Raw genomic sequence first — 26,174 nt, 5'->3', positions numbered from 1 at the left:
ATCCCCCTCTTCACAACATAAATTCAGCTCAAATACTTTGTATATGAAAATCCTGAAAAATTATACCAGCAACCGTCATATCGTTACAGCAGCCTTAATAGCCGCCGCTCTTTTCATCTTCCAATTGCCAGTATCCGCTGTTGGCTACCAGAACGACACCACCGCTGTAGCCGCCAACTTCGGCGCTGCGAAGCACATCAAAGCCGGTGTATTAAATGTAGGGTATGTAGAAGCCGGCCCGGCAAACGGGCAACCTGTAATCCTGCTGCATGGCTGGCCCTATGATATCAGCAGTTACAGCAAGGTAACCACCTTGTTGGCCGCAAAAGGCTATCATGTGTTTGTGCCCTACCTGCGCGGCTATGGCAGTACCAGTTTTCTTTCCCCAAAAACAGCGAGAAACGGTCAGCAGGCGGTGTTCGCCGCAGATATCATTGCGTTTATGGATGCATTGAAGATCCACAAAGCCATCGTCGGAGGCTTTGACTGGGGCGCCCGCACCGCCGACATTATCGCCGCCCTGTGGCCCGAACGCTGCGAGGCCCTCGTATCAGTAAGCGGGTACCTCATCGGCAGCCAACAGGCCAACCGTGCGCCGCTGCCTCCCAAAGCGGAACTTGGCTGGTGGTATCAATTCTATTTTGCAACGGAACGCGGACAACAAGGATACCAGCAGTATACACACGATTTCGCCAGGCTGATCTGGCAAACCGCTTCTCCTCAATGGCATTTTGAAGACAGCACATTTGAAAAGGCAGCTGCTGCTTTCGATAACCCTGATCATGCGGCTATTGTGATCAGCAACTACCGTTGGCGCATCGGCGTCGCGAAAGGTGAAAAACAATATGATGCCATGGAAACAAAGCTGGCCACCGGTCCCGCGATTACGGTACCAACCGTAACGCTGGAGGGAGATGCCAATGGCGCCCCGCACCCCAACCCTACCGCCTATGCCGGTAAGTTCACCGGGAAATATGTTCATCATACCCTCAAAGGTGGCATTGGCCATAACCTGCCGGAAGAAGCCCCGGAAGCTTTTGCTGATGCGATCATTGAAGCCGGGCAGCTGGCGAAATAAATAAATACGGCAACTGCGTATAGCAGTCGCCGTGTTTGTTTATTTCTCGAATACCTGTTATTTCGTCTCGATAAATCGGATCGCCTGCCCGCCAGATGCCGGCAGATGCATATCCGGGATGGTGGATGAACTTGCGGTCAAAAACTGAGGCATTTCTGGCTATTGATGACTGCACAGGATGGTTTTCCCGGGACATAACAAGAGGCGAAACTCCAGAAACATCAATTACTAAAAATGATCAATATTGAAGAAAATTGTACTTTAGACGAAAACGCCTGATTCCAATATGGTAAAATATAGCTTGCATCAGAGAAATTATCTATTTCATGAAAAGTGGTTTGAGATAAAAGCTGATGGGTTAACAATTCGAAACAAACAATTACTTAACAGCAGCGAATATTACCTCAAATTCGAAGACATTGGGATAAAGACAATAAAATCTAAATCCGGCCATAAAGGGTGGCTTATTGGCGTCTTTTTTTTAGCAGGCATTTCAGCCTTACTCTATGTCGAAGAAATTAACCACGAAAAAGTAGGACACAACGCTTATTTATTTTATTTGGTAGCTGCAATTCTTTGCTTCCTTGCCTATTTGTTTACCTACAAAAGATTAATTTATCTGGCTCACAACAACAATTCAAGCGCTATAACCTTTTTGATAGACAACCCATCTAAAGCAGAACTCTCGGACTTTATAGGAGTACTTAAGGAAAAAAGGAAAGCATATCTTCTAGACAAATATGGACAGATTTCAACGTTATTATCATACGAGCAGCAGCACCAGAATATTTTATGGCTTCACAATGTTGACGCCCTATCGCATGAAGAATATTTATCAAAAAAGCAAGAGCTAAATACCCTTTTTAAATCCTTACCAGGAATAGGTGATTTTCACCTTAGCTGATTCCTGCGTTGGCAGACCAGGTTATATTATGCCTGTTTTAAAAGACACCATCAAGGAAACTTTACTTAACAGGACCCTATCTAGAAAGCAAGTTGCTCATACAGCAGGTTATTTAACTAAACTTGCCTAAGTTACCGAATACAACTACATTTGACGCGATCTAATATCTTCTGTAATTGGAACCTCGGAAAGAAATACCCAGCTATAATCACAATGAATTTCATCGCCGTTTTACTGAAAGCGACAAATTTCCTTTTGGTGGCGACAATACTTTTCGAATTTACAAAATACAGGATGTGATCAGGCATCTTAAATTTCCACTTCCTTTGCACCGGTCCGAATATTTTGAGATATTATTTGTATCTGCCGGTGCCACCTCTTCACGGCATTGCGGATTAAGAGAATATACGATCAGGCCGCAACAGCTCTTTTTTAAATCCGCTGGTCAGATTTCATCCGGAGATATTTACGGTACCGATATTGAAGGATACTTTTGTTTGGCGGAAAGCGATTTTCTTTCTGCACAAGGTGCCGCTAATTCTGCGCTGTCCTCTTTTCCTTTTTTTAAATACGGTCATCATCCGATGGTTGATTTAAACCGGGAGGAAACGATTAAATTCGATGGTCTTTTCAGCGCCATTCATACCATATACCATAACTCCAATAACAGGCAATTGCTGGCCGCTTATTTAAATGTCTTACTGCTCGAAGCGGGTGTTTTACATCAAAAACAAGAGAATACCGTCAGCCCCTCCAACAATTCATCGCCGGAACAACTATCTGGTAAATTCCTGGACCTGATCAGCGAACATTATTTAAATAAGCAACAGGTCAATGAGTATGCTGATATGCTTTTTGTAACGCCTAACTATTTAAATAAGGCTGTCAGGCAAATCACCGGTAAAACAGCCCTGGAGCAGATACACGAAATGCTCATACTGGAAGCCAAAGTGCTGTTAAAGCACGGCGCTATGAATATCTCAGAAATTGCTGCTTATCTCAATTTCGAAAACGCCTCCTACTTTACCCGTCTCTTTAAAAAAAGAACCGGTCATACTCCCCTCGATTACCGCAAAATGGAATAATTTGTGCTGTTCCTGTCCGCATATGTTCAACTATCCGGCTGGTAGTCCGCCTACCTTTGTGTTACTGATTAATACCAAATTATGAAACACATTACCATTATAGGCGGCGGCATCGGCGGATTATGCCTGGCACAGGGTCTTAAAAAAGCTAACCTGTATTTTACTGTTTATGAAAGAAACGCCCGCGAAGAAGACTGGCTCGATGGCTACCGCATTCATTTAAGATCCATAGGGGCAAAATCACTTCACCATTGTTTATCTGAAGAAGTCTGGAAAGATTTCCTGTCTGCTACAGCGGCGCCCACAGACGGTATTGGCTTCCTTACCGAGGATATGAAAGAGCTGGTGCATATAGAAGAATCGTTAATGACCGGTAACCATAAAGTACCGGAAGAAGGACAATATAATGTGAGCCGGAAACTGCTGAGGAAAGTATTGATGTCGGGGATAAAAGAACATATTCACTATGGCAAAACTTTTTTGAAATATGAGCTGCTGGAAAACAAAAAAATAAAAGTCCATTTTGAAGATGGCAGCACTATTGAAACAGATATCCTCATTGGCGCCGATGGCGCCAACTCCAGGATAAGGAAACAGTTGTTACCCGATGCCCAACGTGTGGCAACCAACGCCATCGCTATTGGCGGCAAAATGATCCTGGATAAGGAAAACACAACATGGCTCCCGGACTTCCTGTGTACAAGGATGAATGTAGTGATGCCAAAAAGCAAATACTTTTTCTTCAATGCTGTTTATCGTAAAGAGGATGAAAACTATATCCTATGGTCATTCGTTGCTGATAAAAAGGAATTTCCCAACTTAATGGATGGAGAGGATTTAAAAAGAGAAGTTATCCATAAAATAAGCAAATGGCACTTTGCTTTTAAGAAATTAATCTTTAATTCGGATACCGGGAGTTTGTTATGGCTGCCGTTGAAAACCATGTTGCCGGTAAGTCCATGGAAAAGCGGCCCTGTTACATTACTGGGCGACGCCATCCACAACATGACCCCACTGCAGGGAATGGGTGCAAATATGGCGTTGTTTGATGCTTCGCTACTCCTTAAAAAGCTACAGGAATCGGCTGCAGGCCAAAAGGACCTGGTAACAGCCATCAGCGAGTACGAAGCGATAATGCTAAAAACAGGGTTTGAAGCCGTAAATACCTCATTGAAATACACTACCCAGGCTATTTCCGCCAATCGCCTGGCGCGGGCAGTAAACAGAACCTGGTTCCGCCTATGCAATGCCGTTCCTTTTATTAAGAGGATGACGTTTGCCAATAACTGGAAAGGATTGGAGTAGTACGCGCTTCAAACATCCGAATCATTTTGATTTGTAACCAGGTATTAAGAAGAATTTAAGATTACGATAGAAATATTTCAAATAATTCGTATATTGACATCAAGAAAATTTTAGCCCCTATCTTGCTCCAAAATAATCAACCCTATCTATGTATAGTCGCTTTACCTATTTTGTCCGGTATAAGATGTTGTTGTTTACATCTATATTTTATTTATTATCGACTGCTGTAATGGCCCAAGATCAGGCCAAAGAAGAAAGTCCCCCGAAGAAGATCGGGCATGAATATGGTGTAGCTATTAAAGTGGATCTGCAAAAAGCAGGATTTACAGATTACTCTATCCCGTTCGATGTGCCGTTCAGGATATTTGGCGACATCCCAAAAGAGATCTCAAAGGTGATGCTGAAAATCTGTATTGTCAATGACAGAGGCAATCTTTCCGACGGACCTCTTGTAGAACCCTGGTACCGGGATATACTGCATGCCTCGCCGGATTCTCAGCACAACAGCTTTTATTTCGTGATCCCGCCGCTACAAGCCATTAGGAACTATAGGTTTGAATTTGAAATGGAACGGGATGCTACGGTGGAGGAATCCATTGAAATAAGCCCGGTTATGAGAAGCCTGATAAAAGAAAAGACGAACCAGATATATGACAACACAGCTACGGCAGCCGCTCTTGCAACAACACTACTGGATACGAGTGACGTAAAAATCATCGCATTGTCGCAGGCAGTTACTACCCGTATTGTCAAGTACTACCATCATAAAGACATCGAGGTTGAGCCATCATCTATATCAGGGGTCATACAAGATCAGCTCACCTCGTACATCGCTGATTCGCTCTATCCGCTATTGATGCATAAAAAAGTGCAATCAGGGAATCTCATCGCCAGCATTAATAATTGTAATCTCTTTTACAGCGGGAACCGCATTGCCTTACAATCCTTCCTTGGCACCCTGGCATCAAAAAAAGATGAACTGGAAACCCCGTCAGATCTGGCTACACAGATCTCTACTGATGTAATGCCTGCCGGTGTGTTTGACGACAAGATCTTCTGTTTGCCGACTTCGGTCGCGTTGCCGGTTACAGACAAAAATCTGATAACAGCTGCACTTCCGCCTTACCAGGAAACATCCGATAAAACATGTAGCCTCACCGCCTCCGCTTTGGACCTGCTGGAAAAAATAAACAGTGATCCTAAAAAACATAAAGCGTTACTTAAATATTTCAACCAGGCAACCATAGACCAGAACACCAGCCTGCTGAGGACATTGAATGCGCAATTGATGGCCATCAACGCTACCCTCCGACGTTATATTACGGCATCTACCGATCTGGATCAACGATACAGTACTTTACAATTTGATCTTAGCCTGCGCTTCCCGATCAAAGTAAAAATACCGGGAAAAACCACCGCCGATTTTGTAACAAGAGGCGAATGGTACATTACCGCCGATCTTGGTATTGCATGGGCCTTTACTTCCCCTCACACTATTATCAGACCTTATGTAGGCGCCAATTTCAATTTCTTCCCTATTAACCGGCAGGCAAATTATTCTTTCTTCAAATCCCTGTTTCATCCTATCAAAGGAAATCTGCTTAAAAGTATGTCCGGTGTTATCGGCGTTACCGTGGTTCCCTTCTCGAGCGACGAACAGTATGAAGATCTTTTTAATAACCTGAGCCTGATTACCGCGTTAGGGATCAGGCTTACAGATGGTGTGAGGCTGTCTGGTGGCGTTATGTGGGCATATAAAAAAGACGCCAATCCCTTAAAAACAGACAAAACACTGGCTACTATCCCCTATATGGGACTATCGCTGGACCTGGACCTGAAAAAATGGGTACAGAATATTACCGGAAAAATAACAGGCTTTAATTGATCCTTCTACTCAAAATATCTGATATATGCCTATTATAGATTTTAAATTATTGAATGGCGCCAATGGCAATCTTCCTGTATGTTCAGGAGATCCGCTGACCTTAGATTACTTTTGCAGGCTAAGTAATGAAAACACCCCTTTACAACTCAGGTTAAGTTATTCCAGTACCAACAATGGCGTTGCCGTTAGCCGCAGTAACCCCGGTACCATTACGCTGGTTGGCAACAATAATAATTTCAGCGACACGATTGTATTAAGGGTGGCTAATCAGCAACAAACTACGATCATCATCACCGCCGCCATAGCGGGAAGTAGTTTGCAGGAAGACCTTTCAGCCGTTGTGAGCGTGTGCGCAGATGCCGGTGTACCAGCTCACCTGAAAGTTGCAGATAATGTTTTATTGTCCGGCTTCGTTCCTCAAAACAATACCCGCAAACCGGCAGCCCGTAATGCGATCAGACAAGTCATCCGCAGGGCCCAATTCAAAAAACAGCACCAATGATCAAGTACACCTACCTGTTATTACTCTGCTGCTTTATCGTGAGCGCCTGTCAGGATAAAACAAAAGTACAGCCAGATGATATCATGTCCCTTTCCCTGGTAAAGGACAGTATTTCTGCAGATAATATTCATAACGCAGAAATACTGGCGCAGGTAAATATGTCGACCTCCGCGGCCACACGGAATATCAAGTTTGAAACGAATGCCGGCACTTTTTCTAACAATACAGCGCAGTACACCACCACCGTTTCGCTGGACGGAAAAATAAATGCTTACCTGAAACATGACAAAGCGGGAACTGCTACCGTGAAAGTAACGGTAAACGACCTCTATTCCAGGGAGATACAGGTGCATTTTGTTTCCCGTACTTCCCCGGACAGTATTATTACGCTGGAAGCCGTAAACAATAATCAACCGGCCGACAACTACAGCTATGCTACCGTTGTAGTAAGATCGAAAGATCCTGATATCATTAATACTTCCAGGGAAGTGGCTTTCACAACAGACAAAGGGCTTTTTTCCAATGGAGAAAAGAGTTATACCACTACCACCACTATCGATGGCACAGCCACTGCGTACATAAAATGTTCCCAACCTGATTTGGTGATTATAAAAGCCACTATTGCGGCTGCTTTCAGCAGGGAAACGCAGCTGCGCTTTATTCCAGCTATTCCCGATTATATCAATGTAGATGTACCGGGTAACCTGAGAAATGCTTTAGACGCAAATACAGTTGTAACGGCATTGCTAACGCGTACTTATGGTACTGCTTCCGCCGGGCAACGGGTAACATTCACGGCGCAAAAACCCTCCGGAGAGGTTATTGGTACTTTTATCAATGAGAAAGTATCGAACAGTAACGGCGAGGCATCTGCCAATTTCTGGGTACAGGATACCAGCTACGCTGGTATGATATTAATAAAAGCGACGGTGGTTGATGGCACAAATATTATTACCGGTAAAAATCAGCTTCTTATTACGAAGTAAGCTGGTACCAGGTTTCAAGCCATCAAAAAGAGGCTGTATCATTTATTTATGATACAGCCTCATCAAACTGTTAATTATGAAATCTTACCCGCTTTATATTTTAATACCGTATCTACCGTAACGTCGATCGAAAACGCAAAAAGGAAAAGCGTCAGTATCTCATTAAAAGTACCGATAAACCCAGCCGCATAAGTATTATAGGCAATTGCGCAAAGTACCACCGCCAGCACTGCGGTCTGTATTAATCCATACCACACTATCCTTTTCTTTGTTGTGGCAGATCCGGCACTTATTTCCTGCCAGATGGGGCTATTGGTATCCAATACGTCTTTTGCCTCGTAGTCTTCCTGCTGTACCACTGCTTCACTGAATGTATACTGATCAGCAGCTATTGGAGATGCGCCAAAGGCCCGATCCTTCAATTTGTCAACTTCATTCCATCCCTTGTCTATTTCACCGGCGAATGCTGCGTTAAAGTAGGTAGCCGCATCCGGCGAATTGGCTGTATTGGTGGTGATATCAGTCAACTTCTCCTTCCAGGCAGAAAGGGTTTTCATAAAACTGATCACCGCAGGAGCTGATTTGTCGGCAGGCAGTTTATATACACCATCGAGGCTGTTACCATAAAAATTCAGTAAGGCAGTCAACTGCGTTGAAACCTGGTTAAGAGCAGTTACATTACCGGTCAATACCTGCGGATCTTTTTCTTCGTCCTTCAGATCAGGCAGGGCCTGCACCACACTGTTAATTTTATCTTTTATAGTCGTTTTCAGCTGAGCCGGGATACTCGCCGGGTAATTTTCATCTTTTGAAAAAAGCTGTTGAACCGACAGCAGGTAATTTTTGAGTTCCTTTAATGCCTGCTTCATACTGACGATAGTTTGCTCAAATGTTTGCTCCGCGCTGGTAGGATCACAAGCGCGGATCCTGTCACCGGTAAGATCATAGGAAAGCTTTACCGTTGCCAGTCCCTTTTTCACCAGGGGTTCCAACTGCCCGTTTTCAAAACTGCCGGATAACTTTTTAACCGCATCGTTCAGATCCTTTAGTCGTTTCTCCAGGTCAGTTTTCAATGCGTTATAGGCAGTGGTTACCTCCGTTATTTTTGCTGTAATATCAGCATCGGCAACACCGGTAAAATAGCCGGCTCCCCCATTTTTCTCCAACAGCACATTTAAGTCAAGCAACAGCTGCCCCACTGCCTGGCGGTATTCTTTGTCCTGGATCCGGGCAGACTCCTGCCGGATCTTCTCAATAAACAGGAAGCCGGTCATCCGCTGTTGTTCCCACTGCTTCTTATCTGCCAGGTAATGCCTTAAACCAAGACCGGCAAGCAGCCCCAATACAATAGCCACACATATCCACCAGTTACTTCTTTTGTTGGTAATTTCAAAAGGAATGACCAACGGCGCTGATAAATTGGAAGAGGTTACCTGCGCAAACCCCATGCTTTTCCCCAGCGGCAGTTTTTTTATATTGGGAATATTTAAATCGTAGAAAACCTGCAAAACGCCACCTGCACTGAGGTTGGTAACAGGGTGCTTAAAAGAAACCAGGTTACTGTCATTGACGAAATTGAAATAAGGTGCATGAATGGTAAGATCATTGGCGTTTGCCAACTTTCCCGTTTCTTTAAGCACCAGGGCGGAGCTGCCGGAAACACACCTGCCGCTTACAACGATACGGGCAGTAGTGAGCGTATCAATCACAGCTGGAGCACGTACGAGTATCAGATTGACCAACTCGATAGTGTCAGCCCTTTTGATGGGAATGGCTATTTTATAGCTTCCGGGCCTTGCCAATACCTTCATATTGACGATAACATGGATGGCAGGCAGTATTGTATCCCCGCCATAAATGTTAAATGCCCTGATGACCCGCTCGTTCAGCAAGGTATCGCCCAGCTTAACAGAATAGGGCCTGTTACCGGCAAGGGAGAATTTGATTGGCTTCCCTGCCTGCAGTGGCATAGGTATTGAAATCGTGTCTACATTTACTTTGCCATCCAGCTCCACCGAAACAGTGGCAGATGTTTGCGCAGTCACGGCCGCGGAAAGGCAGGACAGCAGCCATGCCAATAGAAAAATAGATTTTTTCATGGGGTGAGTTATTTAGCTAGTTTGAGGTTACTGTTACCAAAACAAGTAAAGATAAATGCCACCGGCGCTCCCAACGCAAACATCCGTTTGTTAAATGCCTGGATGGCCTGTCCCAGTTCTATTTGCTTAATATAGAGATCTTCCAATACCTCCCTTAAAAACCTTGTGCCGATACTGGCATGTATCGTGCCCTCTGTACCAATGATCGCTGATGCACCGGCTGTATGAAATGCCCTGGAGATAGCATCCAGGCTATTAAAATTCATGCCCATGCTACTGCAATTTATTAAAAACACCATGGGCAGAGGATCGCCCTCCCAGGCATCATCGCGCATAATCTTGTTTTGCAACAATTGCTGAAAGATCCATTTCTCTGCCGGTATGGGCCCCCGGTCTGCCGGCCATGCTTCTTTGGGGAATGTGATAATCCTGGAGCAATCCGGCTCACCAGTAACAGGAGTTGTTTCCAGGTGCCCGATCACTGCCAGTACCAATGGCCTGGTGCGGGCATCCCACAGCAGCGTAAGCAGATCGTTGTCATAAGTCAGCTCTGTTAGCTGCGCCGGCAGCATTTGCAAATCATGACTTAACTGCGTGCCGGCCTGGTCAAGAAAATTTTTAGAAAGAAGAATACGCTGGTTAGCATCGGTACTCAGTGTCATTACCGAATTGGTGGCAGCGGCCGAGGTCAGTAACTGTTCTATACGGTGACGAATACCCCAAAAGCCCGAGGTACAGTAACACCGGTAATGGGGGTTATGCTCGCATCCCTGCCAGGATTCATCGTAAAAGTGTTTGTATCTGTCAGGGTCAAGGGCCTGGCCGGTGCAAACCGGATGAGGAGGATCACCGGCTAGTTCAGGGGGCATCATATAGTCGTAGATAGCCGCCCAGGGAAAGGCAAAATCCATCTGATGCCTGGCAATGGTGATGTGCTGATCAGAAAGTTGCCTGACCTCTTTTAACTTCTTGCCCAGGGTGGTTTTGGAAGACTCAAAAAATAAATTATACCTGCCGGAACCGAAGTGGGCGAGCTTGCGTACATCGTCATAAAACGAGTCGCTAAACGGCGCTCCTTCCAGCCCATCCAGGTGATACCTGGGCGCTGCTTCATCGCCATAAATCTCCCTGATGAGCTTACAAAAATCAACCTGGGCAGCTTCAATATCAAATTGATTGATCCCGGTAATCTCTTCAGCTACCTCATCTTTCTTAAAAAAAATCGAGTGTGTTCCATTTTGATTCCCGTTCACCCCAATAAACAAACCCCTTTCCTTTAGCTCATCCAGGTTATCAAATTTCTCTGAGCTGGCTATATCAAGTCTTACACTGATACCGGGACGGAAAGTAGCATTGTTCCAGCCGCCCAATTCAGCCTTCAGGAGAAATGACTGGAGCAAAACATTACGATGAAAAACGCCTATCCTCAGGCTGGGAACTTTTCCCTCCTTCGGCGCTACTATATCAAACATGGCAGCAGGCGACTCCCCTGTTAATGGCAAAAAAACAGTTTGGAGCGATGCTGATCTGAGCGTAAAATCCTTTGGAAAAACTACGATATCAACCTGGTGTCCCTTCTCATCTGCAGGATCAGGCAGCAGCGGATCGAATGCAGGAACCCGCCCCTTCATCAGGCTATGCGGGCCTTTCAAACCTATTTTGACATGAAGGCGATAAATAGCCCCATGTTCTATTCGCGAATCGCTATGTAACCACTTCCCGGGGCTATCGCCCTGTTCTAATGAAACATCTACCCTGCGGTAGTTCTCTTTATTATTGCTCTCCGATTTAGGATCGGACACTTCAAGATCATCGAATTGCCACCTATTCGTTATCTTACCCGCAGGGACAACTTCGTTTATTAATATGGCATTCTCCTTACGGGAGAGACGGGAATACAGGTTACCATCAGGGCTGGATATCACAATCGGGTATACAGGGTATTTATATTCCTGCTCTACAAAATCTAATGCATCAGACAATGACAAATCATCAGCCAACCTCGAAATTAACTTAGAAATGAATTGCAATTGCCCTCCCGACGAAGTAAGAATAATACTGTTAACAGATAACAATTTCAGATGATGGTAAAGAAAATCCAGCAAATCATCCGGCATTTTCTCATAGTCAGCTGCTGTTACGATAACTAACTGGCTAGCCATGGTTAAGCCACCAGTCTTTAAAATATTGGCGATGTCCTCGTATCCGAGTATCAATATGCCACACCAATGCCACTTTTCAAAATAAGTATATCTCTCATATATCAGCTCCCGGGGAATTTCCTTCCGGAGTAAATGATACAGCTCTTCATAGAACCCGGGATCTACATTCCCAAGCCCAATGGTTATCGGATCACTGATCGCGTGTTTTGAAAAAATACGTTCGTTAAAATAGAACAGTTGAAAACTTATCTCCCGTGGAATAATCCTGAAGAGTAACGTATGTATTAACGAATCTTTCCTGAGCAAAGACATGTCAGGCCAGAGGGGAATCTTTTCTGTATCCACGTAAACAGGCAGCAGCCTGGTTCTTTCTCCGGAGACGGGATCCTGGTTATCTGTTAACCTTTCTATGCATCGCAGTATGGCAGGATCAATAAAGAGTGCCTCAGGCCACTCCTCCGGCTCAAACAACTGAAAGGATTGCCGGGCAATAACCTTTGCTCCCGAACTATCCTCATAGTTCAATGTCAACATTTCGTTGCTGCGAACAAATTCCAGTTTAATCCATTTCACGGTATTGGGCATACTCATAAGGATCTATATTTTGGGGGTACACCGTATTTGGTCGACTATAGTAAGTTCCGACTTATTTTTGAATAAATCAAGTTGAAGCCGTTTTAGCTAAATAGGGTAGCAATTTTCGTTATATTGATAACTATATAACAATAAAACATACACATGAAAATCTCTGCCTATTTCCTGGCAGCAGCTTTGTTTATCATCGGCTGCCACCCGCATCCCAACATCCCGGAGGCCCCGGCTACTGCCGAGGATACCAGCATTATAACCGTTGAAAAAGTGTTAGCCGCCAAACCGCAGTTTCCGGGGTATGAACCACGATATTTCAATATTGGCGACACCTGTTATATGCGTATCGTTTGCAATACCGATAAGCTGGAAAAAATATGGGCAGTTTATTACGACCAGCCCCACCATAAGTGGGTCACCCTAACCTGGACCGGCTCCGGCCGCAATAACACCATGATACTCGATACTGTCCTGGTTGTATGGCCCTACATTGGCGTCAATCATATGCAGGAAGATGATCCGGCCTTTTACATGGCCATGTCATCAGATTCAGGAAGAACCTGGGTAGCTCAGCACATCTATGAAGGCTACTGTCATTGCAAACGAACAAGGACAGATAAAGGCGCAGAGGCTTCGCTTTTGGTGCCGAAAGATTATACATATGCTTCGGGCATTCCTAACATTGCTGTGATCCTGCAACGAAGGAACGGATTCAATGTTCACACACCAACCGCGGTTTCCAATTGGGACTTTATCTGTCCTGTTGTTCGCCGGTTTTAAAATCGCTTGCTTATACAGCTATGTATAAACAGGGCTACTTCCCGGGCGGCCATTCAAACAGTTTTATCCTTTATGTTTAAAATACTGTATTTCCTGTTCGTGCCTTTTGGCCGCTTCGAGTGTATCGAAAGTACCGAGGTTTTTCCTTTTATTCGTTTTGGGATCTACCTTCCGCGAATAGATGCGGTATTGCCCCGATTTTAGTTTCCGGATCATTACTTTAATTTTTAAACGTTATGCTGTTTGTTTTTCCAGGTCCGACTCCGTGTGCATCGCGCAAAGCCAGCTATCGTTTTGCTTCACCCAGGTGGAGGTGCAAGCGCAGCTCATGCTGGTGCCGTCATATTCCAGTGTTATAAGATAAGCGATGATGGCTGTCCGTTCATTTATCATTTGACTTTCTACATTGGAAATGTCCTCCACTTCTATTTGTTTGTCCTTTCCTGATTCAAACATTTTTTTATAGGAGGCTTCATCCACATTGAGCACGCCATTTTTTCCTGCTACCAGACACGGAAAATAAGTAAGACTTTTCACCGTTTGAAAGTCGTGGTTTTTCATTCCGTCCCAATATTTTTTTTCGAGCTCCAAAATTTGATTTTTCATAATTGTAATTTTATGATTAACAAATTGGGTTATGTTTCATTCCCTCTTCTGTGCACATCAAATTGCGGTCCACAAGCATGCCAGATAAACGTTTTATAGCGAACAGACCCATCTGCTCACTCATTCCCGCAAACGGCTCACCGGTGTTTTTTTCACAACCTTTTATATATAAACTTCGGCACCGGGAGATCTCCTTCATTTACGTTTAAACTGAAAAACCATGGCAGACTCATATGTTGTACACCTGGCCGGTGGCATGTATCTGGATTCCTCCGGCGCCCTTCTTAACGGCGTACCCGACGGCGCACAGGTATATCAGCCTCCGCAGGGATTTCACCTTGATATGGATGGGGTGAAAGATGCCTTTAAATTTCTCTCTGACATACTGCCCAACGACGAAGAAGGTAAAAAAAATGGACCCGGTGGGGTGTTTCCACAGAAGTTGTAGACTTTCTGGCCCAGATTGCCGCTGCCGCCAAACAAACCCAACAGCTACAGGCTGCTTTCGTCGAAAAGCATGCTCTCCAACTGTGGGCCAGTATCAACGAAGAAATATTATCAGGCAACGCCCAACATCCTTTGCAGCAATACTTAACATCCCGACAGTTCAGTCACCCGGCCTGATCTATTGCAACCCAAACCGGTAGCAGCTATTATCTGTTACCGGTTTTTTGCTGTTGAGATGTCCTCATATATTACTATTGCAAGGTAATTTTGCGTGTAGTACTGGTTTTAAGATAACGGGGCTGATCTGGGGTAGTCTCAAATTCCTCTTTCCTGATCCAGAGGCCTTCTTCATATTGGTAAACGTATTCCAACAAGCGCCACTTTCCAGCTGTTGCCGTTATTTTTTTAGCAGAAAGGTCATGCTGTTTGTTATACTGGCAGGTATATGACTCGTTCCGGCCAAGGTATTCAACAACCTGCATATGGCTATCATATACGTAGGTTTCCCCATTCGGAACAGGCACGACTGTTGTATCCCGACCCACGATCACTCGTGTTTTACGCATAGGCAACCCCCTGTTCCCTCCCATCCCGGGATAAGTGTAGATCTCCTCTTGCTGAAGGTTCCAGTTATTCTTATCTCCCCTATAGTATTTTAAACTTTGCAGTTTTGCCGGCTCGCTATAGCTATATATTTTTTTTGTTGCGCCGCCTTCCGGGTTATTTACAGGCAGGGAGATTTCAGTTATCGTATGAGCAGCAGCGTCCACTTCGATACTCAGGTTGTAATTGGCGTTGGGAGTTGTACTACCGGGAATATATTGGCTTATACTCGCTTCAATCAGCCGGGTATTAATTGGAGCTTCGAAGAACTCCCTCATCACCGGATCAATAATAAGCCTGGCATCCAAACGTTTTGTAGTTTCAGCAGGAGCCACTACACCAGGTACTATGCCCTGGGCAAAAACAGGTGAGGTAACGCCGCAGTAAATAGTAATAAATCCGGTAGTAGTAAGAAGAGTAAAAATCCGGTGAATGTTAGTTTTCATAATACCATTTTTCAGCTTGCCCGTCTTTAACAATTATAATGCCTGTTTGTGGCATTTTGAGCGCAGAGATTCAAAAGATCCGGTCCGGATATCCTGGCTGCAGTAGGCATTTACGTTATAAATAGTATCTTTAGGAAAATATAAATCTATGTGTAACCCCAAATTCCATAGATACGGTATGCATTTGCTGCTGATAGCCGGCATGCTGTGTATCAACAGTTGCTATTCCTATCGTGTGGCAACTCACGCACTTCCATCTACAGACACTTCCCCGGTAAACAGCAAGCGTGCTTATAGCCTGTTCTGGGGGCTGCTTAACAAGCCGCAGGTCATCAGTACGCCGGTATGCGACTCCCTGGGTGTAAACGGTGTAGCAGAGGTAACTGTCAAAACTAATTTCGGCAATGCATTGCTAACCATTGGTACGCTGGGGATTTATTGCCCGACCAGGATAGAATGGAAATGCGCCAAACCCTGTGCGCAGGTCGATTCGCTGTAGTACATTTCTTCATCCTGTTATTCATCTGCTATGAAAATTATTAAGCACGGCAGCTTCCCCTGGAGCAATCAGCATAATACCTTTACGCAACAGGTAACAGATCTTTATGATCTGGCCAATGATGTGACGGGCACGGTATTACAGAATTATAATAATACCACCAGGGGCATTCAGCAAATTATTAAAGATGCCATACAAAGTAATACCTCGCTTCGCACGTTAGGCGGCAGCTGGTCATTTTCCCCGATAGCAGCTACCAAAGGTATTTTACTCAATACCAAGCCACTGAATATCCGTTTTACTATTAACCGGAACAGTACGTCCGCAGCCTATACCGGTGATGCCAAGCGGCTTTGTCTTGCGCAGTGTGGCAACGGGATATGGGAGATGAACGACTTCCTTCACCAACGGGGATTGTCCCTGTCGGCATGTGGCGCCAGCAACGGCCAAACAATTGCAGGGGCTATTGCCACAGGCACACACGGCGCAGCCATTGATTTTGGCGCCGTACAGGAAGGCGTGGTCGGCTTGCATATCATTACCGGCCCGGATAAGCACATCTGGCTGGAAAGAGCCTCCTATCCGGTTATGGCCGACTCCTTTGCCAATAAACTAGGAGCAACAATAGTAAAGGACGATGACATCTTCAACGCCGCCGTGGTCAGCTTTGGCGCATTTGGCTTTATACATGGCGTTATGATCGAAGCAGAAGATGATTACCTGCTGGAATACTATCTGCGTCGCGTACCGTATGACGACGCCTTGATTCACCAGCTCACCACCCTCGATTTTACATATGCACAGTTACCCTATCTGAATGTTATCCCTTTTCATTTCCAGTCGCTTATCAATCCCTACGACCTCGACAAAGGCGCCTACATGACCACTATGTATAAACGTCCTTACCGCAACGACTACACCAGGCCCAAACCTAATGGCGAAGGGATCGGTCCCGGCGATGACGCCCCCTGCTTTATCGGCAAACTGGCGGGTGTACTACCTGCGGCCGTACCGTTATTAGTCAATAAAGTACTGGCGACAAGTCTCACGTTATCTGAAAAGAAATATGGGCGACTGGCGGAAATATTCAACAACACCACGCTCCGTGGTAAAGTATCCAGTGCCGCAGTGGGGCTTCCCGTTTCCATGGTAGATAAAGTAATAACCGGATTGCTGCAGGTGAATAAAACAGACGGACCATTTGCCGGCCTATTTGCATTCCGCTTTGTAAAAGCTTCTAAGGCCACTATGGCATTCACGCATTTTACCCCTGTCACCTGCGTATTGGAACTGGATGGCGTGCAATCACCCGAAACCCAACGCTTTTATGAAGCTGTATGGAATATGCTCGATCAGCTGAACATCCCTTTTACCTTTCACTGGGGGAAGATGAATACGCTAACGCCTACACGCGTACGACAGATGTATGGAGCTAACTTGGACCAATTCCTGGCCGCACGTGCTAAGGTGGTAGACCCTGAAATGCTGCGGATTTTTAGTAATGAGGCGATGCAGGAATGGGGAATTGATCCGGTGTGATGGTTGAAACTACCATTCCTTGCCAAAATACTTTTTATGGAAAACGGAAGCGACTGCATCTACCTGTGAAACTTTAGAAAAATGCGGGATCAATCAAAACCTATGTTTGTAAGAGGTAGTATTGCTATTGGTATCCTGCTATTAGCCAATGCCATCACAGGCTATTCGCAGGATGCAGCAACGAAATGGATCAATGAAAATGCGTATGTAATAAAAGTTGATACCGCTGCGTCAACAACAGATCTCAACTTTCTCGCAGCCGAATGGAAAAACAACATGGTATTTGGACTAGGCGAAGCATCCCATGGGACAAAAGAGTTTTTCAATCAAAAACGCCGGATCATTGAATACCTGGTCGTTCATCTCGATTATAAACGCTTAGGCTTCGAGTTTGGAGAATCGTACATAGCTCCCATCAATCAATACTTAATTGATGGAACAGGTGATCTGACAACGCTTATGAAGAATATGGTGCTTTATAATACAGAAGAGATTTACAACCTCTTTCAGTTTATAAAACAATACAACAATGAACAACCGCTATCCGGGAAAGTTAGTGTATTTGGTTTCGACCGGGAAGAATATGCGGCTGATCCGCTTAACCGGGATAAATTCATGGCGGAAAACATAGTTGCTGAGCAGCGGTCTCACAAACTCAAAACAATTATATGGGCCCATAATGTCCATATTGCCAAGGACACAACTATGGCTCAATACCAAGGGATGGGGTATCATCTGCAACAAAAATTCGGCGAAAGTTTTTATGTGTTGGGCTTTGATACTTTTAAAGGGGCCGTACGCATAATAACACAGGAAGATGAATCGGCAAAACGGGACTTTGAAACAGAAGATGGATCGTTTTCAGCGATGTTCGCAAAAGCAAATCATCCTGCTATCTTCATCCCATTTAATAAAAAGCCGAATCCCTTTTCGCGCGTGCAAAAAAATATTACAAATATATACGCAAACTGGACGCAAACCAGGGCCTTGCCCATCATACCAGGTGCGGATTTTGATGCCATCCTGTTTATAAAAACAACAACTGCATCGAATATAATGGCATCAGGCAAATAAGGCAAGGGAAGCACGCAGTACCAATACTACGGGCTTTCTACCGCCTTACTCAATCATTAAAATGATACAGGAAAACAACATTGCCAGTATAGGCCGGCTTCTGCTGGCCTTTAATAATAAGCGTAGCCTCAATTACAACTTTGGTAACGCCCCTTAAATTCGCTATCGAATTGAGTTTAGCCTTTAGCTGAACTTCACTGTCCACCAGTACAGGCTGGCCAAATTTAAAACACTCTATACCATAGTTTATTTCCATTTTAATATTGCGGACATCTGCAATCTGCTTCCAGAGATAAGGGATTAATGCCAGCGTTAAATAGCCATGAGCGATGGTTCCATTGAATGGTCCTTCACGTTTAGCTTTTTCCTGATCGGTATGTATCCATTGATGATCCAGTGTTGCATCAGCAAATTTATTAATCTGTTCCTGGTCTATTGTATGCCAGTTGGAGATACCTATTTCTTTACCGAGATGTGCCTGGTACTCTTCGAAAGTATTGATTACTACCATGTTTCTATTTTCGACTATATTCAAATACGACGCAATGTCCTTATTAAAATGGGGATAAAAAGCATTATCCTGGCCGCTAATATATAGTATTTCAATTGAATACACGTTTATTCTTGGGCATCTCGACTGTTATTGGCAAACTATTTATTTTGTACTACCTACAAACAGCAAATTCCCGGAAAAGAATGGGAGCATTTTTTCTTCAATCCGTTTTCCAACACGATTAATATGGTCACCATCATAAATTTCAAATGAGTGCTTAATCCCATACTTATTGAACTCGTCATCCAGTTTTTCAATGCTTTCCGCTATGCTCTTATCTCTATCTCCTGCATCAAAGGCAATGGATTTTAGCATCCTGATATTATAGACATACCGATCTAAATTATTTAACGGACGATTAGCGTCCCACTTATGCAATACTTCAGGTTGTAAGTTTCCGTTTTTAACCGGAAGATCCAGGTAGAAGGGAGGATTTACCGGATTAGGCGACCAGGCAGCCGCAGAAGCAAAGAGCGCTTTGGTAAAAAAATCGGATCTTTTAAACTCATCAATGGTCCTGATGCTATCTGCACGGAGGAATTGTGGCGTAACAGTTGTTACCAGCTCCTGGGAACTGTTCAGGCAACATGGACTCAGCAGGTATACACTTGAAAATACATCGGGATTCTTTTCGCCAATTCTGAGTGCACCATACCCTCCCATAGAGTGACCGCAGATTCCCCTGCTTTCTTTTTGTGAAAGCGTACGATAATGACCGTCAACATAACTTACCAACTCCCTGGCAATAAAATCCTCCCAATTCCCTGTTGTAACGGAATTAGAATACATACTACCTTGAAAAAGCGTATAGGCATGTCCAGCACTTCGGTCACCGTTACATCGGTCATATCCACAGACACTGGTGCAACGTCTTTGAACTCATCATTATTAAAGAAAAAGCGGTAACTGGATTTTTTCTCCAGCGTGATCAGCATTTTATCCAGGGAGGCAGCTTCCATCCGGAGGCTGATTTTTTTCTGAGAATAAACACCGGCCGAGGCCTGCGCTACCAGTAGCAGCAACAACGTGGTAAATTTCATAATCAATAGCATCTGCTGGACCCTCGCCCATACGGTTGGAGGTCCCGACTTTGTAATTTTTTTCATACCTTGGATTTGTTGAGTTGAGACAATAGGAGTCCTTGAAACCTTCAAGCATAAAGGTCTCCTGATACTTAGCAACGGGGAATGTGCGCGCATTTCCCGTTTTTTTTCAATTGAAATACGGGTAGTTATCAGGTAGATCCTGACGGGACTGGAATAAGTGCATTCCGATTCATAACGTTCAATTTAAACTTTGGTTAATAAATAATTACTCTTCCTGCAGCGACACTATATTCGAAGTGTTTGGTCTGTTTTAACATGCCGAGCAGCTGGTCCAGCGATTCACCCTGTACGTTACCAGTAAAAGAAGCCTCTAATAGTGACTGGTTATGGCATTCTATAGTAACCCCATACCATCTTTCCATTCTCTTTATCAGTTGTAAAAAACTTTCATTGCGATACACAAACCTGTTTTCCACCCAGGCTGTTTCTGCGATCAGCTTGCCTGTCTGTTCTTTTTCCATACTTTCCAGTACAATCAGTGGCTTCTGATTATCCGGATGAGCTACAGGAGCAGGTTTCTCTACTTTTTCCGTAATAGTGTTGGCAATAAGCAGTTTCTGGTGCGGGCTCAGCGTGATATGCTGTTTACCCGCATCTTTTACTATTACCTCTACGGCGCCGCTGATCAGCGCTGTTTCGGTATGCGACTCGTCGGCATAGGCGCGCACGTTAAAGGTGGTGCCAAGTACTTTGATATCTATTGTAGTGGTATGAATGGTAAATGGATAATTGGCCATCCTGGCCACATCAAAATAACCTTCCCCTGTGAGTTTCACTTCCCGTCCGACCTGGGCGAAGTTACTGGGATAGGCCAGCGTGCTGCCGGCGTTCAATACTACCAGCGAGCCGTCAGGCAATGTAATGCGTGTTTTTGAGCCGGGTCGCGTTTGCACCGTCGTCCATACCACTTTTGAGGAAGCTGCCATACGCAGGTAAATGACCGTGGCAGCACCCAGCAGTACCATCAGTGAAGCGGCAGCAGCAACTATTCGCCAGTAGCGGCGTGCCGGCTTCATGACCACACTTTCACTATCTTCCTGGTCGCATTGACCCGGTTGTTCCGGGTTGCTTTCTCCCGTGACGCTATCTCTCATAATGCGGTCCAGCAACATCTCTTTCCGCTCCAGCGTAGGCTTACCGATGCTCTGCAATGATATTTTATCCAGCAGCGCCTGTTGCCGGGCTACTTCCGGTGCAGCTTCCAGCAGCACTTCCAGCTCTACTTCTTCTCCAGCCGACAAAGTGCCTGCCATCCGTTTGGCCATCAGTTCCCAAATCCTTTCATGTTGTTCCATTAAATTGACATGTTACGGTGATGTAACAGATAAGACAGTATTTTTGGAGAAATACTATGAAGCGGGGAGAAAAAAAATTTATTTTTTTATTCCGGCCAGCCGAAATGCCGGTGGATATCGATCATCCCTGCCAGTTTTTTCAGGGCGATCGCCATTTGTGTGTTGACGGTGTTAATGGATACTTCCAGGATCTCTGCCACTTCCCGGTATTTAAGTCCATCTTCTTTGACCAGGCGGAAAATGAGTTTACAGCGGGCGGGCAACAGGTTAATAGCCTGCTCTATCTTCTGCAGGTTTTCTTTGCTGATCAGCATATCTTCCGGAGAAGCAGCCATCGTATCGACGGTCACCTGGATATGCTCACCCGTCAATATCTCTGGTATTCTTCCGGCGCTTATACGGTAGTTATAAGCGGTATTGCGGACTGCGGTATACAGGTAAGTATTGAGGTTGCGAACAGCAGAAAGTGATGCACGGTTCTGCCATATCTTCACAAAAACATCAGCCACCGCTTCTTCCGCTTCTTCTCTGGAAGGCAGCAGGGAAACAGCAAAAGCAATCAACCGATCGCTGTACTGCAAAAATAGCTGGCGAAAAGCTAGTTGATCATCTTCTCTGTATATTTTCTCCAACAGATCCTGCATCCGCTAATACCAATAAATGTGAACAGTATACTTATTTTGTGTGTATAGATATGCTAAGGTAAGATAAGCCAGAGAAATGATCTGCAATACCTGAAATTTAACGGATGTTAATGCTGTATTAACACAATGATTCTCCTGAGACAGGCAACCCTCTCTATGAAGAACAGTTACCGGAAGCGGCTATTTTGGAGGGCATAGCAGAACTAACCAGGGCGAGGATATGTCCATCACCACGCTATTTCCAGCGTTCCGGGTGGTCGTGAATGTAAAATAAAAACGGCTTCTACAACCAAAGGCTGGATCAATAATAAGTACCTATTTTTATCGGCTGGCCTAACTATCATAGATAGTCAGGCTCAGTCAAAATATCAAAGTCAAAACGACTCCCCGGTCCTTTATTCGCTAGTTATTGGTACAACTTAAAAAAACAAATTAGCGCCAGAATTGCTCAATATGAATCACTCCCAATGTAGCATTGGCAACTCATATCTTTGCATTCGGCATATCTTCATGTAGTCCTGTTGTGCTAACAGTTTAAACTCAGAAAAGCAGTACTGTCTATTTGGCTACATGCAGAAAATATGCTTCCCTTTTTCCGGAAAACGTACACTCTCCCCGATGGCAGTTTTAAAATCCCCGAGCGCATGCTTCCCGGAAACAGTCGACACAAAACCGGCAGACATCTCCGCGATTTCCTTCAGCATGGTAATATCTTCAGGAAGTGGTGGCGTGAAAAAGTACCGGTATACATGAGGTTCAATCTGGAGCCCATTTAATAAAATGTCGAAATTATGAAGTGAGTATTTCTCCGCACTCATACCGCCGTTGATGATTAGTTTGCCTCCAAAGTCAATGCACCGGATCAGTTCCCCGGTAACCGGACCACCCACATTATCAATAATGCCATTTACGCCTTTATTCCCGGTAATCTCCATGATACGTTGCATAATAGTTGCCCGTTCAGCCGAAAGGTCTATAACCGCGGTGGCTCCCAGTGATTCCAGTAGGTGCGCTTGTTTTACACGACGTACAACGGAAATAACATTTATGCCATATAGTTTCGCCAGTTACGACACTAATGTTGATATAGCAGAGCTGCTGGTTCCCAATGCAAATGGCCATTAAAAACGGCCATTGACTATCATGCTGTGTACATCACTGATTAACGCAACCTTCATCCGATGCCCATTTACGATTTAAAATACCTGTCATAAATGACGTTAAACTGAAGCAATACCTCGGCTTGTAATGCCTCTACGGAGTCATCATTCGTAACAACATAACGTTGTTGCCTGGTATCCTCAAAGAACTTGTCATATCCGGATTTAAACTTGTTCTGGCAATAATAAGATTCGAATTCATAGGCCGGGGCATTTTTCCCGGATAATCTTTGACCAATGTTTGTCCAGGACGATTCAAAATAAAAGATCAGGTCGGGCTTTGCCAGAGTATTTAAAAGCGTGATAGCCATTTCTTCCTTCCGGGCCATTGCCAGTGCCAGTGCAATAAAACAGGAGGCATACCGGTCGCAAACGATGATTTTCCTGTCACCCAGCAGTGGAGCGATTACCACGTTGTAGTACTCCACATAATCCACTGCACAGGCAAATGCAATGGCATTACCGAATGAAGTGTCGATCCAGTCTTTTTCCACATTAAATTGCCGCGGGAAATTATGCTCTACAAAAGTCTCTACCCGGCAAGGCCCTCTCCCTATAAAAATGACAGCGTCATCTCCTTCAAATTTTTTCTCCAGCCACTTAAATGTACTTGTCTTGCCCGTACCATCCACTCCACAGAAAGGAAGTATAAAGGCTTTCTTATTTGCAGACATTATCATAATATTTATCTAACCAATGTACTACTTTTTCATAACTGGTAATATTGTTAGGTGCTTTCAATTCGCTGCCATTTAATAACACCATCCGGGACGGGTGTTCGACCAGATCATGAATTAATGCAGCCACATGTGGTACTGAAAAATACTGTGGTACTCCTATATCATTGATCAGGCTTGCGTAATATGGCTGTCCCTTGTCGAACAGTCCTAAAGTTAACAAAACACAAGCGGATGCGGACCGGTCCACTAGTTCTTTACTTAATACCCTGGTAAAAAAACGTATACTGTTAGTACACAACCCGTACAGCCCATTACCTTCAAATGCATTATCATCTCCCGCCAGACCCGAAACAAATACAAACCGGCACGGCCAACCACCAGCAGCTAATATCAGAGATGTGAGCACACATGGCGCTTTTACATTTACCTGGTATACCCGGTCAAAATCATCCGGTTTCCAATCCTTTATTTTCCCCTGGTACCATGCACCACAGCAGTATATAATATTAAGAGACCTGATGTGGTGCTGCTCAATAATACCGGCCAGATACAGTTTCACAAAACGATGCAATGCGTTTGCATCTGTAACATTTAGCCTATAAGAGAAAAAACGGTCATAGTCACCGAGCTGACCAATAGCATCTTCATGCTCATAAAATGTGCCTGCTACCAACTGCCCGTTATTCAGCAGCAACGACGCTACCTGTTGCCCTAAAAATGAGGATACGCCAATGATAATATTTAATTGTCTTTCCATTTAAAACCTGTCGTGAATTGAACCCACGTATACATTATTGGTGAAAACCATTTCCAGTTTCTCTTCTTCCTGACTATATTTCCAATGAATCAGTTTATAGGTATGTTGCAAATATTCTTCCACACATCCCGCTTCTATTTTTCCCGATAAAGTATGATAAAACTGTTGTTTAAGTTGGCTATTATAGTCGTAATCACGGCTATACAATTCAAACAATATCTGGAAAAACCTGTTATATATTTTTTCCTTTATGGCGACATCAAAATGTACCCAATGTTCTGCCGGTTCATTTTTATGAAAAGCGATAATAATATCATCCAGTGTATTTATCATATTGAATGAGTTGATTATTCCTGTAAAAAAATATATTCCTTATAACATCTTCCATAGCATCTTCCATATTCATCTGAAACCGGGACGCCAAAACAGTGGCCATTCCACTAACGGGGATCTGTCCACCGCACAGATCCCATACCGCCTCGCTAAACGGCGTCAGTTCAAAGATTCTGTTCAAATGTATCAGGTATACTTTGTTGTGATGTTTCCTTTTCCGTACATAGAATAGTTTAACGGGGCATTTTGAAATATCCACCTGCTGCATAAAGTTGACTTTTTAGTGTTGTACCGACTCTATTATTTCGGAAGAAAATTTCAATGCGTCTTGTATGTATGCTATTTTCCCCTTCAGCGAGCCAGGGATTTTAGACTGTAGTTGCCAGAACCTGTTGTATACATCTTTTGCAAAGTCATTGCTTTCCCCCAGGGTCTTCAACTTTTTTATACGGTACTTTGCCTTGTCATTGGTAATCCCATTACTGTACAGCAGTACGTCCACACTCATTTCAACGGTAAACCTTGCCCGTAGCGCAGCACAATCAATGTCTTTATTATCAAACATTCCCACAGTATCGTCGAAAGCGTCATCTACGTACAAGATAGTATTCGCTACCAGATAGTCTTTATAAAAGTTAAAATCAAACCAGGATTGAATTTCGTTAAAACGGGCTTTGTCCATAACCGGCCATCCTGTTTTCAGCCGGTGCACAAAATCGGTATCGCTCCCACTCAGCTGGTTCAAAATATTTTTGCCTGCATCATTCAACGGAATGGCATGCAGACGCGCTGCGATACGCAAAATTTCATCTTGGGACCAAAACTCATAATCTACTCTTCTCCCTTCTACGAATGAAATCAGGATATCAAAATTCCCGTTAATTTTGGTTAGTGGCAGTACGGATGCTGCGGCTCTGTCTTCCACCGCCACAAATACATCTACATCCGATGCGGCATTGCCAAGATGCTCCACCACTGACCCGGATATCCAGACACTTTGGGCAGGAACGGCTGCAATAACGGCTAAAACCTTTTCGTAAAATGATACAGATAACATT

Annotated in this window: 28 protein-coding genes; 12 read left to right on the top strand and 16 right to left on the bottom strand. The window is 44.3% G+C overall.

The window, feature by feature from the left end; translation table 11 throughout:
• Positions 1-43: 43 nt before the first annotated feature.
• From KE626_RS31080 to KE626_RS31050, 7 genes are all read left to right on the top strand, one after another.
• Positions 44-1,078: an alpha/beta fold hydrolase gene (locus KE626_RS31080; protein WP_211976978.1), complete on the top strand. Its 1,035-nt coding sequence runs from the start codon at positions 44-46 to the stop codon at positions 1,076-1,078.
• A gap of 286 nt (positions 1,079-1,364) precedes the next feature.
• Positions 1,365-1,982 carry a hypothetical protein gene (locus tag KE626_RS31075; protein ID WP_211976977.1) on the top strand — a complete coding sequence of 206 codons (618 nt, stop codon included), beginning with the start codon at positions 1,365-1,367 and terminating at the stop codon, positions 1,980-1,982.
• Positions 1,983-2,158: 176 nt separating this feature from the next.
• Positions 2,159-3,067, top strand: coding sequence for a helix-turn-helix domain-containing protein (locus tag KE626_RS31070; protein WP_211976976.1), 909 nt, complete (start codon positions 2,159-2,161; stop codon positions 3,065-3,067).
• Positions 3,068-3,148: 81 nt separating this feature from the next.
• Complete coding sequence (locus tag KE626_RS31065; RefSeq protein WP_211976975.1) at positions 3,149-4,372, top strand: FAD-dependent oxidoreductase; 1,224 nt, start codon at positions 3,149-3,151, stop codon at positions 4,370-4,372.
• A gap of 229 nt (positions 4,373-4,601) precedes the next feature.
• Entirely contained in the window at positions 4,602-6,257 is a 1,656-nt protein-coding gene (locus tag KE626_RS31060) for a hypothetical protein (protein WP_211976974.1), read from the top strand.
• A 25-nt stretch (positions 6,258-6,282) separates the two neighbouring features.
• Complete coding sequence (locus KE626_RS31055; RefSeq protein WP_211976973.1) at positions 6,283-6,759, top strand: hypothetical protein; 477 nt, start codon at positions 6,283-6,285, stop codon at positions 6,757-6,759.
• Entirely contained in the window at positions 6,756-7,745 is a 990-nt protein-coding gene (locus tag KE626_RS31050) for a hypothetical protein (protein WP_211976972.1), read from the top strand. The genes KE626_RS31055 and KE626_RS31050 overlap by 4 nt, the downstream gene beginning before the upstream one ends.
• 74 nt (positions 7,746-7,819) lie before the next feature.
• On the opposite strand, the gene KE626_RS31045 is transcribed toward KE626_RS31050, so the two are convergent.
• Together KE626_RS31045 and KE626_RS31040 are read right to left on the bottom strand one after the other, a co-directional pair.
• Positions 7,820-9,844, bottom strand: coding sequence for a hypothetical protein (locus tag KE626_RS31045; protein WP_211976971.1), 2,025 nt, complete (start codon positions 9,842-9,844; stop codon positions 7,820-7,822).
• A gap of 8 nt (positions 9,845-9,852) precedes the next feature.
• Positions 9,853-12,597 carry a cupin domain-containing protein gene (locus tag KE626_RS31040; protein WP_211976970.1) on the bottom strand — a complete coding sequence of 915 codons (2,745 nt, stop codon included), beginning with the start codon at positions 12,595-12,597 and terminating at the stop codon, positions 9,853-9,855.
• 147 nt (positions 12,598-12,744) lie between these two features.
• Here KE626_RS31040 and KE626_RS31035 point away from each other — a divergent pair, with 147 nt between their 5' ends.
• Positions 12,745-13,374: a hypothetical protein gene (locus KE626_RS31035; protein WP_211976969.1), complete on the top strand. Its 630-nt coding sequence runs from the start codon at positions 12,745-12,747 to the stop codon at positions 13,372-13,374.
• A 63-nt stretch (positions 13,375-13,437) separates the two neighbouring features.
• Here the strand turns inward: KE626_RS31035 and KE626_RS31030 are convergent, their stop codons facing one another.
• Entirely contained in the window at positions 13,438-13,590 is a 153-nt protein-coding gene (locus KE626_RS31030) for a hypothetical protein (RefSeq protein WP_211976968.1), read from the bottom strand.
• A gap of 18 nt (positions 13,591-13,608) precedes the next feature.
• On the bottom strand, positions 13,609-13,980 hold the full coding sequence (locus KE626_RS31025) for a nuclear transport factor 2 family protein (protein WP_211976967.1): 372 nt from the start codon (positions 13,978-13,980) through the stop codon (positions 13,609-13,611).
• 220 nt (positions 13,981-14,200) lie between these two features.
• Between KE626_RS31025 and KE626_RS31020 the strand changes: the two genes are divergently transcribed.
• On the top strand, positions 14,201-14,428 hold the full coding sequence (locus KE626_RS31020; protein WP_211976966.1) for a hypothetical protein: 228 nt from the start codon (positions 14,201-14,203) through the stop codon (positions 14,426-14,428).
• A gap of 250 nt (positions 14,429-14,678) precedes the next feature.
• On the opposite strand, the gene KE626_RS31015 is transcribed toward KE626_RS31020, so the two are convergent.
• Positions 14,679-15,476 (bottom strand): hypothetical protein, encoded by a 798-nt coding sequence (locus KE626_RS31015; protein WP_211976965.1) that lies wholly within the window; start codon positions 15,474-15,476, stop codon positions 14,679-14,681.
• A gap of 178 nt (positions 15,477-15,654) precedes the next feature.
• Between KE626_RS31015 and KE626_RS31010 the strand changes: the two genes are divergently transcribed.
• The 3 genes from KE626_RS31010 (at position 15,655) to KE626_RS31000 (ending at position 18,588) form a co-directional block, all read left to right on the top strand.
• Positions 15,655-15,975 carry a Bor family protein gene (locus KE626_RS31010; RefSeq protein ID WP_211976964.1) on the top strand — a complete coding sequence of 107 codons (321 nt, stop codon included), beginning with the start codon at positions 15,655-15,657 and terminating at the stop codon, positions 15,973-15,975.
• A 30-nt stretch (positions 15,976-16,005) separates the two neighbouring features.
• Complete coding sequence (locus KE626_RS31005; protein ID WP_211976963.1) at positions 16,006-17,514, top strand: FAD-binding protein; 1,509 nt, start codon at positions 16,006-16,008, stop codon at positions 17,512-17,514.
• A gap of 102 nt (positions 17,515-17,616) precedes the next feature.
• On the top strand, positions 17,617-18,588 hold the full coding sequence (locus KE626_RS31000; RefSeq protein WP_211976962.1) for an erythromycin esterase family protein: 972 nt from the start codon (positions 17,617-17,619) through the stop codon (positions 18,586-18,588).
• Positions 18,589-18,637: 49 nt separating this feature from the next.
• On the opposite strand, the gene KE626_RS30995 is transcribed toward KE626_RS31000, so the two are convergent.
• The 11 genes from KE626_RS30995 to KE626_RS30950 all read right to left on the bottom strand — a co-directional run bounded on the left by KE626_RS30995 (position 18,638) and on the right by KE626_RS30950 (position 26,173).
• Positions 18,638-19,099, bottom strand: coding sequence for a MaoC family dehydratase (locus KE626_RS30995; protein WP_211976961.1), 462 nt, complete (start codon positions 19,097-19,099; stop codon positions 18,638-18,640).
• A 144-nt stretch (positions 19,100-19,243) separates the two neighbouring features.
• The gene (locus KE626_RS30990) at positions 19,244-19,930 is read right to left on the bottom strand and encodes an alpha/beta hydrolase (RefSeq protein ID WP_211976960.1); all 687 of its coding nucleotides are present in this window, start codon (positions 19,928-19,930) and stop codon (positions 19,244-19,246) included.
• Positions 19,870-20,247 carry a hypothetical protein gene (locus KE626_RS30985; protein ID WP_211976959.1) on the bottom strand — a complete coding sequence of 126 codons (378 nt, stop codon included), beginning with the start codon at positions 20,245-20,247 and terminating at the stop codon, positions 19,870-19,872. Before KE626_RS30985 ends, KE626_RS30990 begins: the two co-directional genes overlap by 61 nt.
• Before the next feature lie 194 nt (positions 20,248-20,441).
• On the bottom strand, positions 20,442-21,542 hold the full coding sequence (locus KE626_RS30980) for a FecR family protein (protein ID WP_211976958.1): 1,101 nt from the start codon (positions 21,540-21,542) through the stop codon (positions 20,442-20,444).
• Between the two features lie 86 nt (positions 21,543-21,628).
• Positions 21,629-22,186 carry an RNA polymerase sigma factor gene (locus KE626_RS30975; protein ID WP_211976957.1) on the bottom strand — a complete coding sequence of 186 codons (558 nt, stop codon included), beginning with the start codon at positions 22,184-22,186 and terminating at the stop codon, positions 21,629-21,631.
• Between the two features lie 566 nt (positions 22,187-22,752).
• Positions 22,753-23,253: a zinc-binding dehydrogenase gene (locus KE626_RS30970; protein WP_211977018.1), complete on the bottom strand. Its 501-nt coding sequence runs from the start codon at positions 23,251-23,253 to the stop codon at positions 22,753-22,755.
• 122 nt (positions 23,254-23,375) lie between these two features.
• Positions 23,376-24,020 (bottom strand): nucleoside/nucleotide kinase family protein, encoded by a 645-nt coding sequence (locus tag KE626_RS30965; protein WP_211976956.1) that lies wholly within the window; start codon positions 24,018-24,020, stop codon positions 23,376-23,378.
• The gene (locus KE626_RS30960) at positions 24,007-24,783 is read right to left on the bottom strand and encodes an SDR family NAD(P)-dependent oxidoreductase (protein WP_211976955.1); all 777 of its coding nucleotides are present in this window, start codon (positions 24,781-24,783) and stop codon (positions 24,007-24,009) included. Before KE626_RS30960 ends, KE626_RS30965 begins: the two co-directional genes overlap by 14 nt.
• Entirely contained in the window at positions 24,784-25,116 is a 333-nt protein-coding gene (locus KE626_RS30955) for a hypothetical protein (protein WP_211976954.1), read from the bottom strand.
• A complete protein-coding gene (locus KE626_RS35250) occupies positions 25,097-25,384 on the bottom strand; it encodes a PqqD family peptide modification chaperone (protein ID WP_487249710.1) in 288 nt (95 codons plus the stop codon). Before KE626_RS35250 ends, KE626_RS30955 begins: the two co-directional genes overlap by 20 nt.
• Positions 25,385-25,396: 12 nt before the next feature.
• Positions 25,397-26,173, bottom strand: a complete 777-nt coding sequence (locus KE626_RS30950) for a hypothetical protein (RefSeq protein WP_211976953.1) — start codon at positions 26,171-26,173, stop codon at positions 25,397-25,399.
• Position 26,174 lies beyond the last annotated feature (1 nt).

Source organism: Chitinophaga hostae (genome assembly GCF_018224885.1).
Lineage (GTDB): Bacteria > Bacteroidota > Bacteroidia > Chitinophagales > Chitinophagaceae > Chitinophaga > Chitinophaga hostae.
The sequence above is the reverse complement of the archived record's forward strand: the minus strand, read 5'-3'. Positions and strand labels throughout refer to the sequence as shown.